17 protein-coding genes are annotated in these 15,586 nt (G+C 62.1%); 4 read left to right on the top strand and 13 right to left on the bottom strand.

All coding sequences use genetic code 11. From position 1 onward, the window contains the following. The first annotated feature begins 90 nt into the window (after window positions 1-90). Window positions 91-567 (top strand): GNAT family N-acetyltransferase, encoded by a 477-nt coding sequence (locus AF337_RS37220; protein WP_049736066.1) that lies wholly within the window; start codon window positions 91-93, stop codon window positions 565-567. 95 nt (window positions 568-662) lie between these two features. Here the strand turns inward: AF337_RS37220 and AF337_RS37215 are convergent, their stop codons facing one another. From AF337_RS37215 to AF337_RS37160, 12 genes are all read right to left on the bottom strand, one after another. Beyond that, window positions 663-1,487, bottom strand: a complete 825-nt coding sequence (locus AF337_RS37215; RefSeq protein WP_049736065.1) for an inositol monophosphatase family protein — start codon at window positions 1,485-1,487, stop codon at window positions 663-665. A 40-nt stretch (window positions 1,488-1,527) separates the two neighbouring features. Then, window positions 1,528-2,355: an inositol monophosphatase family protein gene (locus tag AF337_RS37210; RefSeq protein ID WP_049736064.1), complete on the bottom strand. Its 828-nt coding sequence runs from the start codon at window positions 2,353-2,355 to the stop codon at window positions 1,528-1,530. A gap of 45 nt (window positions 2,356-2,400) precedes the next feature. Then, window positions 2,401-3,270 carry a tRNA 2-thiocytidine(32) synthetase TtcA gene (gene ttcA / locus AF337_RS37205; RefSeq protein ID WP_049736063.1) on the bottom strand — a complete coding sequence of 290 codons (870 nt, stop codon included), beginning with the start codon at window positions 3,268-3,270 and terminating at the stop codon, window positions 2,401-2,403. Window positions 3,271-3,327: 57 nt separating this feature from the next. Next, entirely contained in the window at window positions 3,328-4,257 is a 930-nt protein-coding gene (locus AF337_RS37200) for a glutaminase (RefSeq protein ID WP_049736062.1), read from the bottom strand. 72 nt (window positions 4,258-4,329) lie between these two features. Continuing rightward, window positions 4,330-4,947, bottom strand: coding sequence for a 30S ribosomal protein S4 (gene rpsD, locus AF337_RS37195; protein ID WP_003586216.1), 618 nt, complete (start codon window positions 4,945-4,947; stop codon window positions 4,330-4,332). A 225-nt stretch (window positions 4,948-5,172) separates the two neighbouring features. After that, window positions 5,173-6,684: a helicase HerA domain-containing protein gene (locus AF337_RS37190; protein ID WP_049736061.1), complete on the bottom strand. Its 1,512-nt coding sequence runs from the start codon at window positions 6,682-6,684 to the stop codon at window positions 5,173-5,175. A 131-nt stretch (window positions 6,685-6,815) separates the two neighbouring features. Next, a complete protein-coding gene (locus AF337_RS37185; protein ID WP_049736060.1) occupies window positions 6,816-7,304 on the bottom strand; it encodes a GNAT family N-acetyltransferase in 489 nt (162 codons plus the stop codon). Continuing rightward, window positions 7,301-7,621 (bottom strand): type II toxin-antitoxin system TacA family antitoxin, encoded by a 321-nt coding sequence (locus tag AF337_RS37180; RefSeq protein ID WP_244471380.1) that lies wholly within the window; start codon window positions 7,619-7,621, stop codon window positions 7,301-7,303. The genes AF337_RS37185 and AF337_RS37180 overlap by 4 nt, the downstream gene beginning before the upstream one ends. A 25-nt stretch (window positions 7,622-7,646) precedes the next feature. Next, window positions 7,647-8,447, bottom strand: a complete 801-nt coding sequence (gene murI, locus AF337_RS37175; protein WP_049736058.1) for a glutamate racemase — start codon at window positions 8,445-8,447, stop codon at window positions 7,647-7,649. After that, a complete protein-coding gene (locus AF337_RS37170) occupies window positions 8,428-9,258 on the bottom strand; it encodes an RNA methyltransferase (RefSeq protein WP_049736057.1) in 831 nt (276 codons plus the stop codon). Before AF337_RS37170 ends, murI begins: the two co-directional genes overlap by 20 nt. A gap of 4 nt (window positions 9,259-9,262) precedes the next feature. Beyond that, a complete protein-coding gene (locus AF337_RS37165) occupies window positions 9,263-11,302 on the bottom strand; it encodes an FUSC family protein (RefSeq protein ID WP_193393701.1) in 2,040 nt (679 codons plus the stop codon). A gap of 97 nt (window positions 11,303-11,399) precedes the next feature. Then, entirely contained in the window at window positions 11,400-11,927 is a 528-nt protein-coding gene (locus AF337_RS37160) for a hypothetical protein (RefSeq protein ID WP_049736055.1), read from the bottom strand. 188 nt (window positions 11,928-12,115) lie between these two features. On the opposite strand from AF337_RS37160, the gene AF337_RS37155 reads away from it, so the two are divergent. From AF337_RS37155 to AF337_RS37145, 3 genes are all read left to right on the top strand, one after another. Further along, the gene (locus AF337_RS37155) at window positions 12,116-13,327 is read left to right on the top strand and encodes an NADP-dependent isocitrate dehydrogenase (protein WP_003586206.1); all 1,212 of its coding nucleotides are present in this window, start codon (window positions 12,116-12,118) and stop codon (window positions 13,325-13,327) included. Between the two features lie 69 nt (window positions 13,328-13,396). Further along, window positions 13,397-13,843 carry a GNAT family N-acetyltransferase gene (locus tag AF337_RS37150; RefSeq protein WP_049736054.1) on the top strand — a complete coding sequence of 149 codons (447 nt, stop codon included), beginning with the start codon at window positions 13,397-13,399 and terminating at the stop codon, window positions 13,841-13,843. Window positions 13,844-13,910: 67 nt separating this feature from the next. Continuing rightward, a complete protein-coding gene (locus AF337_RS37145; RefSeq protein WP_049736067.1) occupies window positions 13,911-14,537 on the top strand; it encodes a glutathione S-transferase family protein in 627 nt (208 codons plus the stop codon). 46 nt (window positions 14,538-14,583) lie between these two features. Here AF337_RS37145 and AF337_RS37140 read toward each other — a convergent pair whose 3' ends face one another. Continuing rightward, window positions 14,584-15,435, bottom strand: a complete 852-nt coding sequence (locus AF337_RS37140; RefSeq protein ID WP_049736053.1) for an AraC family transcriptional regulator — start codon at window positions 15,433-15,435, stop codon at window positions 14,584-14,586. Window positions 15,436-15,586: the final 151 nt, after the last annotated feature.

Raw genomic sequence — 15,586 nt, 5'->3', positions numbered from 1 at the left:
GACAACCTCAGCTTTCCCGGTACGGATCGAATGGACAACCTATTGGAAGCTCACATCTAGCGTAGCGGCGCAGTGCGCGAAAGGCATCCGGTGGACGACCGAATCCTGATCAGATCTTACCAGCCAGAGGACGCGGACGCGACCATTGAGATTTTTCTGCGCGCCGTCCGGGAGGTCTCGTCGAGGGATTATTCACCCGCTCAAATAGAGGCTTGGGCAAAGGTGGAAGATCGCAGCCTTTGGGCGGAGCGCAGGATAAGCAGGTCAGCCTGGATCGCGGAAATCGACGGAGAACCGGTGGGCTTTTCCGATCTGACCGGCGACGGATGTCTGGACATGATGTTCGTTCACCCGGAATTTCAGGGGCGCGGTGTCGCAAGCCGCCTATTGAGCAGGGTCGAGCTGGAAGCTCTGAGGCTCGGCTTCAAGCGAATTCATACGGAAGCCAGCCGAACCGCGCGACCGTTTTTCGAGCGCAAGGGTTTCCGCGTGATAGCCAGGCAAACCGTGGAAAAACGCGGGCAAAGCCTGGAGAATTTCCGCATGGAAAAGCTTTACGCGGAGTAAGGTCGAACCACCGACACGCATCATCGAACGAAGCCGGCAGCCCCGTCGCAGGCTGCAGCCGCAAAATCGGCGTTCTGCGGCCGGTTTTCATGCCTTCAGACTGTGACGACCTCACGGCGCAGCAGCTCCCACGAGGCCTTGTCGGGCGCAACCAGCAGCCCGCCATCGACATGGTGCGGCAGGTAGGAAGAACCGTCGAAACGGGCGGCATAGGCGCCAGCCTCCTGCGAGATCAGCGTGCCGGCCAGATGATCCCAGGGCATCAGCTTGTTGTATATGAGGTAATGCACATGGCCGCCGGCAAGGGTGCGGTATTCATGGGCCGCGCAGCGGTAGTTGGTGAGAAAGCGCACCTTGGCGAGATTACCCAGAATCTCGGCCCGCTTGTCCTGCGGTAGATAGCCGGTCGAGGCCATGCCGACCATCTGGTCGAGCGCGACAGGCTCGGCCGCGCGCAGCCGCCGCGCTTCGCCATCCGGCCGCCGCAGCCAGGCGCCAGCGCCCTTTTCCGCCATCACCCAGTCGTCGCCCATCGGATCGTAAATGATGCCGGCGATCGTCTCGCCGCCGGAAACGACAGCGGCCATGACGCCGAAGGCCGGGATGCCGGCTGCGAAATTGAACGTACCGTCGACCGGATCGACGACAATGGCGAGATCGGCATCGGCGAGGCTGCCGAGCAGCGCCGGCTCAGCCGCGACCGATTCTTCGCCGAGGAACAGCGCGCTTGGCCAAAGCCGTTCGGCTTCCGCCTTGATCATCCGCTCGGCCTGCTCGTCGGCCTCGGTGACGAGATCGGTTGCCTCGCTCTTGGCGCGCACTTCGTCCTGGCCGAGCCGGCGGAAGCGTGGCAGGATTTCCGCCTTCGCCGCACGGCGCAAGAGATCGGCAAGAACGGTCACGTCGACAGTCGCAGTCATGTCAAATCCTTTCGGTCCGGCCTCTTGGTAGGGGCTCAAATCAGATGCCGACGATCTCCCGGCGGACCAGCTGCCAGCTTTCCCTGTCGGGTGCGGAGATGATGCCGCCCGTCGTCTCGCCAGGGCGATAGGGCGTACCGTCGAATTTTGCCGTATGGCCGCCGGCCTCCTGGTGTGCGAGCACGCCGGCCAGGTGATCCCAGGGCATCAGCTTCGCATGGCCGATGAAATGCAGCTTGCCGGAGGCGACCATCCAATATTCATAGGCCGAGCAGTTGAAAGCGAAGGTCATTTTGATCTTCGCCATGTTCGCTGAGATGCGCGAGCGATCCGGGTCGTCCATATGGCCCCATGAGATGCCGCCGACCATCTGGTTCAAGGCGGCAGGCTCGGCCACTCTCAGCTTGCTCGATTGCCCATCCTTCCGCGTCAGGAAGGCGCCCGCTCCCTTGATCGCCGTCACCGTATCGTCGAGGACGGGATCGTGAATGATGCCGGCTACGGTTTCGCCCCTGACGGTGACCGCCAGCATCGTCCCGAAGACCGGAAGCCCGGCGGCAAAATTGAACGTCCCGTCGACAGGATCGATGACGAAGGCCAACTCGGCATCGGCAAGGGCCGGCACGACGGACCGGTCGGCGTCATAGGCTTCCTCGCCGACGACGAGGGCCGAGGGAAAGCGCTCTTTCAGCGCCGCGGTAATCCTCTGTTCGGCGAGCAGATCCGCTTGCGTCACCAGGTCGATTGCCGAGGTCTTTTCCGAAACGTCGGAAGTGCCGAGATTGCGGAAACGCGGCATGATTTCCGCGCGTGCCGCCTCCTTCACGCAATCGCCGAGAAAGAGAATATCCTGATCTGAAATGGTCATGCGAATTCCTGCTCTTCATCGATAGCCAGCTGCTTAGCCGGAGTTTCATGAAGGGTCGGTGACACCAAGGGTGGAAAAGTCGAAGAGTTTCGGATCGAGCAGGTGCGACGGGTTCACATGTGACAGCGCCCGCAACATCGTGTCCTTACGCCCCGGCATGCGCCGTTCGATATCGGCGAGCATATCCTTCATTGCATTGCGCTGCAGCCCATCCTGCGAGCCGCAGAGATCGCAGGGAATGATCGGAAACTGCATGGCGGCGGCGAACTTTGCAAGGTCGTCCTCGGCGGCATAGGCAAGCGGCCGCAGCACCATCAGATCGCCCTCATCGTTCAGCAGCTTCGCCGGCATGGAGGCAAGCCGCCCGCCGTGGAAAAAATTCATGAAGAAGGTTTCGAGAATGTCCTCGCGGTGGTGGCCGAGCACCAGCGCATCGCAGCCTTCTTCCCGGGCGACGCGGTAGAGATTGCCGCGCCGCAGCCGCGAACAGAGCGAGCAATAGGTCGCACCTTCCGGCACTTTCTCCTTCACGATCGAATAGGTATCCCGATATTCGATGCGGTGCCGCACGCCGATCCTTGTGAGATAATCCGGTAGCACATGTTTGGGAAAATTCGGCTGCCCCTGGTCGAGATTGCAGGCGATGAGCTCGACCGGCAGCAGCCCGCGCCATTGGAGATCGAGCAGCAGCGCCAGCAGCCCGTAGGAATCCTTGCCGCCGGAAAGGCCGACCAGCCAGCGCTTTTGCCCCTTCAGCATATCGAAATCGTCGAAGGCCTGGCGCACCTGCCTGAGCAGCCGCTTGCGCAACTTGTTGAAGGACACCGAATGCGGCGCATCGGCAAACAGCGCATGGCCGCTGGTCACGGCTTCGCCGCTTTCCAATTCGTCGGCAATATTGGCTGCGATATTCATTGCGTCGTCCTATCGAGGTCTGTCTGCCTTAGCAGAAACGCGTTCGGCAACACAGCGTCAATCGCCGAAAACCGACCAGCCGGTGCGCGCCGCCAGCATTTCCAGCGCCACGGCGCCGAGCTGCGAGTTGCCGACCTTGTTCAGCCCCGGCGACCAGACGGCGATCGAGGCGATGCCCGGCGCAACCGCGAAGATGCCGCCGCCCACACCGCTCTTGCCGGGCAGGCCGACATGATAGGCGAAGTCGCCCGAGCCGTCGTAATGGCCGCAGGTCAGCATCAGCGCATTGATGCGCCGCGCCCGCTTCGGCGACACCACGGAATGGCCCGTCATCGGATTGCTGCCGCGCGCTGCGAGGAACAGCCCGGCGCGGGCCAGCTGCTCGCAAGTCATCGACAGGGCGCATTGATGGAAATAGACGCCGAGTACGTGATCGACGGGATGGTCGAGATTGCGGTAGGCGCGCATGAAGTTGGCCAGCGCGACATTGCGATATCCCGTCTGCGTTTCCGAACGCGCCACCTTGTCGTCGATGGAGATCGATTCGTCATCGGCGAGATAACGCACGAAGCGCAGCAATTCGCCGATCGCCTCGCGCGGCGCATGGCCGGCCATGACGACGTCGGAAACGGCGATCGCGCCGGCATTGATGAAGGGATTGCGCGGGATGCCGCCCTCGTGCTCGAGCTGGACGATCGAGTTGAAGGCCGATCCGGACGGTTCGCGCCCGACACGCTTCCACAGGCCCTCCCCGACCTTGCCAAGCGCCAAGGTCAGCATGAAGACTTTGGAGATGCTCTGGATCGAGAAGGCGATGTCGGCATCGCCGACGCGATAGACCTTGCCGTCGACGGTGACGATCGCCATGCCGAACTGCCGTGGATCGACCTTGGCAAGCTCGGGAATATAGTCGGCGACCTTGCCCTCGCCGATGCGCGGCAGGATATCGGTATGGATACTATCGAGGATCGCCTGCAAATCCGCCATCGCTTCTCTCCGGATAACAAAAAAGCCGCCCGAAAGAGCGGCTTTTCCATATGCAAAAACGCCTGGTTTTTCTTAACGCGAATAGAATTCGACGACCAGATGCGGTTCCATGACGACCGGGAACGGAACGTCGCTGAGCGTCGGGACGCGGCCGAAGGTGGCGACCATCTTGTTGTGATCGACTTCGATATAATCAGGAACGTCGCGCTCGGCGAGGCTGACGGCTTCCAGAACGATCACCAGCTGCTTCGACTTCTCGCGAACTTCGATCACATCGCCGGCCTTGCAGCGGTAGGAACCGATGTTGACGCGGACGCCGTTGACAGTGACGTGGCCATGGTTGACGAACTGACGGGCAGCAAAGACCGTCGGAACGAACTTGGCGCGATAGACGATCGCATCGAGGCGCGATTCCAGCAGGCCGATCAGGTTTTCCGAGGTGTCGCCCTTGCGGCGGTCGGCTTCGGCGAAGATCGCGCGGAACTGCTTTTCGCGCAGGTCACCATAATAGCCCTTGAGCTTCTGCTTGGCGCGCAGCTGCACACCGAAGTCCGAAAGCTTGCCCTTGCGGCGCTGGCCGTGCTGGCCCGGGCCGTATTCGCGACGGTTCACCGGGGACTTCGGACGGCCCCAGATGTTTTCGCCCATACGGCGGTCAATTTTGTACTTGGACGATTCGCGCTTGCTCATCGTATTTCCTTTCAAAGGTTTATGACGGTTTGCTGCCAAACCGCGCGAAGGAAACACGCCCTCCTCTGACCTCTTTGCGAGACCTGACAGGATGTCTCGGTTAGCGAACCGAAACGTTCCACGGGACATGTCAAATGAAACACCGGACATTGCTGCCCGGTGCTTGGCGCGGTCTTTAGAGGCCCGTCATGAAAATGTCAACTGCGCCAAAGCCCGAAAGCGCCACTATTCCGCAGCCAACGGCTGATCGCCTGTATCAGGCGCATTCGCGTCACCAGGCGCGGTCTGGCAATTCATGTCGGGGAAAGCCACGATGCGCTTGCCGGAGAAGTCCGTGTGCACGACGACGATCCCCTGCTCTTCGAAATAGCCGAGCAGGCGCCGCGCACGGCGGGCGGAATGGGTGCCGTAGGCGCGGGCGATGCGGGCGTCCGACGGGCACGGTTCGCCGCAAGCTGCGGCTTTAGCGAGCATCAGGAAGACGCCCTGCAAGTCGTCGGTAACGCCAGATGACAGCGACAGCGCCGTCGTCCACTCGTCGGTCGCGGCAGTCGCGGCATCGACACCGGAGCGGGAGATCGCCACACGCCGGCGGAAATCCGGCAGCGCGATCGGCGGTCCCGGCACGCGGCGCATGCGCAGCCGCACGAGAAAGTCCTGGTAGAGCACCGAATCGGTGCGGAAGGCGGAGGTGGGGTCGTCGAGGATTTCGGCCAGCACGCCGGCCAGGCGCTCTTCCCGCTCCTCGGCGGAAACCTCCACCTGGCTCGCCCTCGCCTCGACCGGCGCGGGTGACGCCGCCGGCGTCGAGCGTGAAAGCTCGGCCAATATATCGGTGGTCGGCCGCGGCGCCGGCGGCGCGCGGCGCACGAGCGGACGCTGAAACTCCTCCGGATCGGGCGTGAAGATCAGGTCCTCGACATCCTGCGGCGCATCCGGCAGCGGCATCAGCTTCGGACTGGAAGAGCGCGCCGAGGTTTCCACCGCGCCGATCTGGATCGGCAGCGGCCGGCGCGACAGCGCAGGGCCGAGGGCGACGAAATTGCCGCGCTTCAGGTCCCGGAACATCTCGGCCTGGCGTCGGTCCATGCCGAGCAGGTCGGCGGCGCGCGCCATGTCGATATCGAGGAAGGTGCGGCCCATCAGGAAATTTGAGGCCTCGGCCGCGACGTTCTTGGCGAGTTTGGCAAGCCGCTGCGTGGCAATGACGCCGGCAAGCCCGCGCTTGCGGCCGCGGCACATCAGGTTGGTCATCGCGCCGAGCGACATCTTGCGCGCATCTTCCGAGACGTCGCCGCCCACCGACGGCGCAAACATCTGCGCTTCGTCGACGACGACGAGAACCGGATACCAATATTCCCGATCGGCATCGAACATGCCGTTGAGGAAGGCGGCGGCCGCGCGCATCTGCTGTTCGATATCGAGACCTTCGAGCGTCAGCACGCAGGAGACGCGATGCTGACGGATGCGATTGGCAATGCCCGCCAATTCCGCCTCGGTGCGCTCGCCGTCGACGACGATATGGCCGAACCTGTCGCTGAGGGTGACGAAATCACCCTCGGGATCGATGATGACCTGCTGCACCCATTGCGCGGATTGCTCGAGCAGACGGCGCAACAGATGCGATTTGCCCGATCCTGAGTTGCCCTGCACCAGCAGACGGGTCGCCAGCAACTCCTCGATATCGAGCGTCGCCGGGCTGCCGGACGCCAATCCCATATCGATGCCAACTTGCAATGCCGATCCTCGCGACGAAGAGACTCACATGAACGAAACGCCATTCTTCCGAAACGGCAACGCCCCGTCTATCAAAGAATCTGCTGATTTTCAGGGCCGGATTTCGCCAACCCACAGGACAATTCCCGGCGTCACCCGAGAAGCCGATCCATCGCCGCGATCGGCAGAACAAGCCGAAGCGCGGTGCCCGAAAGCCTCTGAAACCCAAAGCGCTGGTAGAAACCTGCCGCGCGCTCATCCTTTGCATCGACAATTATGCCTAGAATGCCGATCTGAGCCGCGGCTGATCGCGTTATCGCGAAGGCGTGAACGATCAGCGCATCTCCGAGACCCCTGCCCTGATATTCGCGATCGACGGCAAGCCGGCCAAGAATCAGGAATGGCAATTCCTCATAGGGTCCCGCCTGGATCTTTGGTGGAAGATCTTGCCGGGAAACGGAATGAGCGCTCAGCGAGAAATAGCCGGCAATTCGCGCTTCATCGCATAGAATATAGACGCGTGTCAGACCGCGCTTGATATCCTGATTGGCGAAGCGTCTGAGGTAGGAATTCAATGCGTCCACGCCGCAATCGAATCCATCCCGATCATGCCGTTTCGGATCGAGCAATTCGAATTTCATGAGCCGACGATGTCGCGGTACTTTTTGACGGCATTGATCATACGCTCTGTCGGCTTGGCCGGTTCGTCGAATGCCGCGAAAAAGCATTCCCAGTCCTCGGCCGTAAAGCGCGTCCGCCCGTGTTCGGCAATCACGGCCTCTGCCTTCTCGCGAATGCTTTCGCGGATGAATTTGCTTTTGTCGAGGTGAAGGTAATTACGCGCGGTTTCCATCAGTTCGAATGTCGGTCGGTCCACGCGGATCTTCAGCGTGTCGTCTTTGTGAGTATTCTGGGCCATATCGGCTCCTCGTTTTTGTGGGTGCAATTGTACCCACAAATCTTTCAGCCGTCAAATATAGGCTCTATGCCCTCAGCCCAAATCCCTGCATCAGCCGCCGCGTCGCGAAATCCTGGTGGCCAGACGTGAAGACGGCGAAGTCGAAATTATCGGGATGCACAGCATCGGCCGCCGCCGGCACCAGCGTGCGGGCGCGCCGTGCGATTGCTTCGGCCGGATCTAGCCAATCGACCGGCCAGGGGGCAATCCGCCGGAACAGATTGGCCATGAAGGGATAATGCGTGCAGGCCAGCACGACGATATCGGTCTTCTGACCGTCCTTCTCGACGAAACACTGGTCGATTTCGGCAAGCACGGCTTCGTCGGAGACGGCATCGCCGCGAATATAGGCCTCCGCCATGCGCGCCAGATTTTCCGAACCGACGAGGCGGACATGGCATTGCTGCGCGAAGGACTGGATGAGATCGCGTGTGTAGGCCCGCTTCACCGTGCCGGGCGTTGCAAGCACCGAAACCAGGCCCGAGCGGGTGCGCTCGGCCGCCGGTTTGATCGCCGGCACGGTGCCGACGAAGGTCATCTGGGGAAAGGCGGCGCGAAGATCGGCTCCAACAAGCGTGAAGGCGGTGTTGCAGGCGATGATGCAGACTTCGGGGTCATAATCCGTCAGCAGCTTGCCGAAGAGCCCGATGATCCGCTCCTTCAGCGCCTGTTCTTCCCAGCCGCCATAGGGAAAGCCGGCATCGTCGGCGACATAGATGAAGCCGCGTTCCGGCATCAGCACGCGCGCCTCGCGCAAAACGGTCAGCCCACCGATGCCGGAATCGAAGAGCAGGATGGGTTTCAGCTCACGCGTCGTCGCTGTCATCTGGCGGTGTTTCCTTGGCCGATGTCGGGAACCTGCCGCCGCGCGGGCTCTTGCGCGAGAAGCGGTCGAGGGAGGAGATGACGCCGCGCAACACGCTGATTTCCTGCTCCGTGAAAGCCCGGCGGGATAGAACTGCACGCAGATTGTCGACCATTTTGGGCTTTTTCCCGGCAGGATGGAAATATCCACGCGCGTCGAGCGCCTCTTCCAGCTGATCGAACAGACCGAACAGCTGCTCCTTGGTCGAGGGGGTCTGTCCCATTGCCTGGAAGGGCACGGCGCCGATATCCTGCATGCCTGACTTCATCCATTCATAGGACATCAGCAACACGGCCTGGGCGATATTCAGCGAGGCAAAGGCCGGATTGACGGGAAAGGTGACGATCTCGTCGGCCAGCGCCACTTCCTCGTTGGTCAGCCCCCAGCGCTCGCGCCCAAAGAGAATGCCGATGCCCTCGCCCGCGCGGAATTTCGCCCTCAGCGTCTCGGCGGCGATGACGGGCGAGCGCACCGGCTTATAACCGTCGCGCTCGCGCGCCGTCGTCGCATAGACGAAGTTGAGATCGGCGACCGCCTGCTCCAGCGTGTCGTAGACCTTCGTTGCCGCGATCACATGATCGGCCTTGGAGGCGGTCGCCAGCGCCTTCTCGTTCGGCCAGCCGTCACGCGGATTGACGAGGCGCAGTTCGGCAAGACCGAAATTCGCCATGGCGCGCGCCACCATGCCGATATTTTCGCCCATCTGCGGCTCGACCAGAATAATGGCCGGCCCTTCGGCCAGAAGTTGACGCTCGCTGTTCGTGCCTGCCATGGTCTTATCCCTGTTTCGAGCGCGCAATAGCCTCGCCCGCTGCAAACGGCAAGGTGTCGGCTTGCGGATAGAGCCTTTCCAGCGCCGAACCGATCATTTCGAGGCCCAGCCTCGCGCCTTCGCGCGACAGCGGCAGGTGTCGTCCCGTTGTCCCTGACGCCTTGCGTTTGATCAGGAAGCAGCTGGATCCGCGCGGGGCGGCCTCGTCGATCAGCGCCAGATCCGCTGCGATCAGCCTGTTCAGCGTGTCGGCGGCGGCCGGCGCTTCATAACTTTTCGCCAGGATACGCGCCCAATAGGTGCAGGACAGGAAGATCGCCAGCGTCTGGCGGATCTGGCCCGGCCGCGTCACCACCGACCAGGAAGAGCCGAGCGGCCGCGCCGCCACCGTCACGTCGCGGTAGCAGCCATCGATCTTCTGCGACAGCGCCATCAGCTCGAAACTGCTCTTACCCTCGCCGAGCGCGCCAAGCAGGTCGCGCAACGCCTGGAACCAGCGGGCAAGCGCTGAATCAAGCGCGCCGCGTGTGCGTGTGGGAAAGACGATGAAGGCGACCGCCGTTCCGGCGGCTGCGCCGATCATGGTCTCGCCGATGCGCAGCTTCAAGAGATCGAGCGTCAGCACGCCGGTCATGCCGTAGACCAGGCAGAGCACGATCGAGATGAAGAAGGTCATCGTCGCATAGGAAACCTGCAGGAAATAGAAGGCGAGAAAGATACAGACGACGGCAACCGGAATGGCGATATCAGGCTCGCCTGAAAGCAGCGTTGCCAGCACAAGGCCGATGGCGATCCCGAACACGGTGCCGAGCGAGCGTGACAGCGCCCTCATCGCAGTGTCGCCGCGCGAATTGGTGTTGGTGAAGACGAGGAAGGAAGCAAGCACCGCCCAGAACCAGCGTTCGCGCGACAAGAGCAGGCCGAAACTCATGGCAATCGCCGACGCGATGGTGATCTGCAGCGCCGAGCGCAGCAGCGGATTGGCGAACGAAAAGTCGATCGCCGGGGATCGTGCCGTATCCTTGACCGCATCGATCTCGGAAAAGCCGGAGGCCTGCCCCTCGCCAATCGCCTGCGTCAGCTGCTGCCTGGCCTCGCCGAGCCAGAGAAGCGCCCGCACGGTTTCGCCCTGCGGCCTATCGTCGATGGCTTCCGCCATCCCCTCGAATCTTGCAAGTTCGGCCGCATCCGCCTCGATAACGGCATGGACGAGCGCAAAGGGCGGCGGACTCTGGAAACTCAGCACGATCGCGCTCTCGGCGGCAAGATGGGCGTCGAAAAGCCGGATCGCGAGTTCAGCGGCAGGATCGGCGGCGCCGTCGAAAACACCGGCCGGCGGGCGAGGGATGAAGGTCTCCGCCATCAGCACCACTTCCTTCAGCCGGTCTTCCAGCTGGCGCAGCTCCTGCCGGTCGGCTTCGCCGATCTCGGCGCCGCCGGCGATGGCGGCGAGCTTGAAAAGGATCTGGTTGATCCGGCCGCGCACGCTTTCGAGCGAGCGCAGCAGGTCGCGCCGCCAGTCGTCGGGCAAAAGCACCGCCCTGACGAGATGGCCGACGAGGACCGAGACGAGCGGGCCGATCGTCACCTCTGGCAGTTCGGCAAGCGGCGGCCGGAAATAAGCGCCCATGAAATAGGAGGTGAAGGCAAACATGCCGATGGCAAAACCGCGCGGCCCGAACACCCGTCCCGCCGATGCGAGCGCGATCACCGCCAGGAAGACGAGGTCGGAGAGAAAACGGCGATCCTCGAGCCCCGCCGCAATGCCGACGACGGCAAGGCTTGCCACACAACCGAAGAGCCGCGTCACCAACTGGCGGGAATTGCCCTTGTCGCGCACCGCCACCCCTCCTTCGATCGACAGCACGATGCCGAGGCCGAAAGCCGCGGTCGGCAACGGCAGGATGAACATGTGGATGGCAAGAAGGACCAGAAACGACAAAATGATCGTCAGCGTCACCCGCAGCCCCATGCGCAGGCGCGAAAGCGCCGGGTCATTGGCAAGCAGCCAGTCGCGAGCCTGAAAGCCGGAAAACAAATGCAGAAACCCCTCATGCCGCGGAAGGATCGACAGATAATGCCATGCCGGGCGAAAGCAAATCGCCCGAAATCAAATCTCGACGCTCGCGAATGTCGCGCGCCTATTGGCCCTTGGCAATCAGCGCCATCGTCGCCTTCAGGGAATCGCGGCCCTGCGTTTCGATATTCTCGGTGACGATATCGTCGATCACGGCTTGGCCGGCCTCCTCGACCACCTCGAACCGAACGGTCGTATAGTCCTTGGCGTCAGGCGTGTCCGCGCAGGCGGATTTCTTGAAGCGCACCGTCACCTCGGTCGTGCCGTCGACCGGCGGCGCCGCCGCCACCGTCAGATCCTCCAGCGGGCATGCATCCTGACCGTTGACGATGACGTCGTAGTCGAAGGGCGATATGCCGTCGTCGTCGCCGGCGGGAAATTGCGCGGCCGCCTGATATCTGGCAACGAAGTCCTTGCTGTAGAGATGGTCGAGCCGGCTCGCATCGAAGATGTCCGTCCAGTCACTGTTGTTGTCGGCCCAGTTGCTCTTGGTCGCGTCCATGATCTCCTTCACGGGAGCGGTGGCGTCGGTCGCATAAGCGGCGCCTGAAAAGACGATAAGGCTCGCGATAACAATGGCGATTGTCTTCATGGTCGAAGGTTCCGGGTGGGCAAATCAAGCCGGACACTAGCCAGATTTCGGCGCTTGGCAATGGCGGCAAAAACGCATCGTGAAACCCGTTGCAGCTTTGCGTTCCCGGTTCACAGTGCTATAGCGCTCCTCATCAGGTCACCCACCCGGGACGCTTGTCCCCCTTCAAGCTCGAACGAGGCAGATACATGAACAAGATCAAGGTCGCCAATCCCGTCGCCGATCTCGACGGCGATGAAATGACGCGCATCATCTGGCAGCTCATCAAGGATAAGCTGATCCATCCATATCTCGACCTCGATATCGACTATTTCGACCTCTCCGTCGAAAACCGTGACGCCACCAACGACCAGGTGACCGTCGACGCCGCCAACGCCATCAAGAAGTACGGCGTCGGCATCAAGTGCGCGACGATCACGCCGGACGAAGCCCGCGTCAAGGAATTCAACCTCAAGGAAATGTGGAAGAGCCCGAACGGCACGATCCGCAACATCCTCGGCGGCGTCATCTTCCGCGAACCGATCATCTGCAAAAACGTGCCGCGCCTGGTTCCCGGCTGGACCCAGCCGATCGTCGTCGGCCGCCACGCTTTCGGCGACCAGTACCGCGCCACCGACTTCAAGTTCCCCGGCAAGGGTAAGCTGACGATCAAGTTCGTTGGCGAAGACGGCACCGTCATCGAGAAGGAAGTCTTCAACGCACCGGGCGCCGGCGTCGCCATGGCCATGTACAATCTCGATGAGTCGATCCGTGAATTCGCCCGCGCCTCGATGATGTACGGCCTGATGCGCAAGTGGCCGGTCTACCTGTCGACCAAGAACACCATCCTCAAGGCCTATGACGGCCGCTTCAAGGACATCTTCGAGGAAGTCTACGAGACCGAATTCAAGGATCAGTTCAAGGAAGCCGGCATCACCTACGAACACCGCCTGATCGACGACATGGTCGCCTCCGCTCTGAAGTGGTCCGGCGGCTACGTCTGGGCCTGCAAGAACTACGACGGCGACGTCCAGTCCGACACGGTTGCCCAGGGCTTCGGCTCGCTCGGCCTGATGACCTCGGTGCTGCTGACGCCGGACGGCAAGACGGTCGAAGCCGAAGCCGCCCACGGCACGGTTACCCGCCATTACCGCCAGCACCAGAAGGGCCAGGAAACCTCGACGAATTCGATCGCCTCGATCTTCGCCTGGACCCGCGGCCTCGCCCATCGCGCCAAGCTCGACGACAACGCCGAGCTGGCCCGCTTCGCCTCGACGCTCGAAAAGGTCTGCGTCGATACCGTCGAATCCGGTTTCATGACGAAGGACCTGGCGCTCTTGATCGGCCCCGACCAGCCGTGGCTCTCGACCACCGCCTTCCTCGACAAGATCGACCAGAACCTGCAGAAGGCGATGGCGTAAGCCTGCCCTTTCGGGATAGCATTGAAACGGCGGGGATTTCCCCGCCGTTTTCATTTGGGAGATCAGGAAATGACGGCGACCGTGCGCCCGCTCGAACCATCCGACCGCGCCGCTTGGGAGCCCCTGTGGGAGGCGTATCAGCGCTTCTACGAAGTGGTGATCCCGCCCGAAACCACCGATCTCACCTGGGGCCGCTTCCACGATCCCGATGAACCGATGCACGCGCTCGGCGCCTTCGATGAAGACGGCCGCCTCGTCGGCATCGTCCATGCCATCTTTCATCGCTCCTGCTGGCTGCCGCAATGGACCTGCTACCTGCAGGATCTCTATGTCGAAAACAGCCAGCGCGGGCTCGGCACCGGCGCCGCGCTGATCGACGCCGTCGCCGATCTTGCCCGCAAAAACGGCGCAGGCCGGCTTTATTGGATGACGCATGAAACGAATGCAACGGCACGGCGGCTCTACGACAAGATCGCCGAACGCTCGGGTTTCATCCAGTACCGCAAGGCTCTCTGAAGATCGGGGGTTGCAGAAAGACCTCGCCGCGCTATTGATTCCGAGCGACGCAACAGAGGAGGATGTCATGACCGAAGAATTGGTATTCTACACGAACCCGATGTCACGCGGCCGCATCGCGCGCTGGATGCTGGAGGAAATCGGTCAGCCCTATCGCACCGAGCTTCTGACCTTCGGCGAAGGCATGAAGGCGCCGGAATATCTGCGGCTCAACCCGATGGGCAAGGTTCCGGCGATCCGCCACGGCAATACCGTGGTCACCGAATGCGCGGCGATCTGTGCCTATCTCGCCGAGACCTTTCCGGAAAAGGCGTTGGCCCCGAAGCCGGAAGAGCGCGCCGGCTATTACCGCTGGATGTTCTTTGCCGCCGGCCCGCTGGAATCGGCGGTGACGATGAAGGCGCTCGGCTTCGAAATTCCCGCAGAACGCCTGCGCATGGCCGGCTGCGGCGGTTTCGGTGACGTCATGAACACGCTCGAACTGGCCGTCTCCGGCTCGACCTATGTTGCCGGCGAGCGCTTCACCGCCGCCGACGTCTATGTCGGCTCGCATATCGGCTGGGGCCTCGGCTTCGGCAGCATCGAAAAACGCCAGGCCTTCGTCGATTACTTCGGCCGCATCAGCGAGCGTGAGGCCTATCAGCGCGCCAGCGCGCTTGATGATGAGGCCGGAAGGACGATGCAGGCCGCCTGATCGTCGCCGGCGCGGCTCTCACGTGGCCGCGCCGGGATGTCAGCCCTCAGGCGAGCGGCATATGGATATCGGTCATCAGCTCGGTTGGCGGCACATCGCGCGGGTTGTTGAGATATTCCTCGAACATGACGCTGTCCTTCAGCTGCCGCCCGGATTTCGGCAGCCACTCCGCATAAAGCCACTGGTAGGCCTTGTGCATGTCGGCATAGGGGCCTTTGTGGCGCAACACGGCGTAGTCGCCGCCGTCGATCGTACGCCGCTCGAACGGCGCCTCGGCCGGCCCCGTGGCAACGCCGGTGACGCAGGCGATCGAGCGCAGCTGTTCGGCCGGCACGATATCGGGATCATCGAGATAAACGCCGATCATCCGCATGTCGGGCTTGGCGAGACCGCGTGCGTAAAGCGTGCCGAACAATGTTTCGAAGGCTTTGCCGATCTCCATATAGGAGCCGGTATGAGCGACACCGATCAGTTCCGTCGGTGCGATCTCACGTATGGTAACGTCGAACATGGCTTTGGTCTTTCCGTTAGCTGAGGGTTGGAAGGCTGTGTGGCTTCCCTCTTTCCGGTAGCGTGCCGGCGGCATGCCGTAGACCGACTTGAAAATGCGGTTGAAGGATTGGAGATTGGGATAGCCTGATCGCTTCGCAATCTCACGGACGGCAAGCTCCGTGCGGACGATCTCGCCCGCCGCGCGATGCAGCCGCAGCCGCTTGACGGTCGCCGCCAGCGTCTCGCGGTAAATCGCCCGATAGATCCTGTGCCAGTGATAGCTGGACAAGCAGGCGATCTCGGCTAGGCGCCCCATATCCAGCTCCTCGTCGAGGTGCTCGTGAATATAGGCCGAAACCCGTCTCAGGCGGGTTTCATAGAGTGCCCATGCCGTATCGCCATTCATGTCAAACCTCGTGCAAATCGATCGGCTGCAGCAAAGCATAACCCGATTTGACAAATCTTGCTGACTTGCCGGCTCCGGAGTGCAAGTCCAAGAGAGCCTCATCCTTGTACGTTGCCGTTGCTGTATAATGGGGCTGTGCGACGGGGATGCG

Source organism: Rhizobium ecuadorense, from assembly GCF_001187535.1.
GTDB lineage: Bacteria > Pseudomonadota > Alphaproteobacteria > Rhizobiales > Rhizobiaceae > Rhizobium > Rhizobium ecuadorense.
The sequence above is the reverse complement of the archived record's forward strand: the minus strand, read 5'-3'. Positions and strand labels throughout refer to the sequence as shown.

Excerpts from the sequence above, each read along its gene's own strand:
- AF337_RS37185 (WP_049736060.1), bottom strand. The coding sequence starts at position 7,304 with ATGAAATTCGAATTGCTCGATCCGAAACGGCATGATCGGGATGGATTC.
- AF337_RS37145 (WP_049736067.1), top strand. The coding sequence starts at position 13,911 with ATGACCGAAGAATTGGTATTCTACACGAACCCGATGTCACGCGGCCGC.
- AF337_RS37200 (WP_049736062.1), bottom strand. The coding sequence starts at position 4,257 with ATGGCGGATTTGCAGGCGATCCTCGATAGTATCCATACCGATATCCTG.
- murI (WP_049736058.1), bottom strand. The coding sequence starts at position 8,447 with ATGACAGCGACGACGCGTGAGCTGAAACCCATCCTGCTCTTCGATTCC.
- ttcA (WP_049736063.1), bottom strand. The coding sequence starts at position 3,270 with ATGAATATCGCAGCCAATATTGCCGACGAATTGGAAAGCGGCGAAGCC.
- AF337_RS37170 (WP_049736057.1), bottom strand. The coding sequence starts at position 9,258 with ATGGCAGGCACGAACAGCGAGCGTCAACTTCTGGCCGAAGGGCCGGCC.
- AF337_RS37140 (WP_049736053.1), bottom strand. The coding sequence starts at position 15,435 with ATGAATGGCGATACGGCATGGGCACTCTATGAAACCCGCCTGAGACGG.
- rpsD (WP_003586216.1), bottom strand. The coding sequence starts at position 4,947 with ATGAGCAAGCGCGAATCGTCCAAGTACAAAATTGACCGCCGTATGGGC.
- AF337_RS37160 (WP_049736055.1), bottom strand. The coding sequence starts at position 11,927 with ATGAAGACAATCGCCATTGTTATCGCGAGCCTTATCGTCTTTTCAGGC.
- AF337_RS37210 (WP_049736064.1), bottom strand. The coding sequence starts at position 2,355 with ATGACCATTTCAGATCAGGATATTCTCTTTCTCGGCGATTGCGTGAAG.
- AF337_RS37150 (WP_049736054.1), top strand. The coding sequence starts at position 13,397 with ATGACGGCGACCGTGCGCCCGCTCGAACCATCCGACCGCGCCGCTTGG.
- AF337_RS37155 (WP_003586206.1), top strand. The coding sequence starts at position 12,116 with ATGAACAAGATCAAGGTCGCCAATCCCGTCGCCGATCTCGACGGCGAT.
- AF337_RS37215 (WP_049736065.1), bottom strand. The coding sequence starts at position 1,487 with ATGACTGCGACTGTCGACGTGACCGTTCTTGCCGATCTCTTGCGCCGT.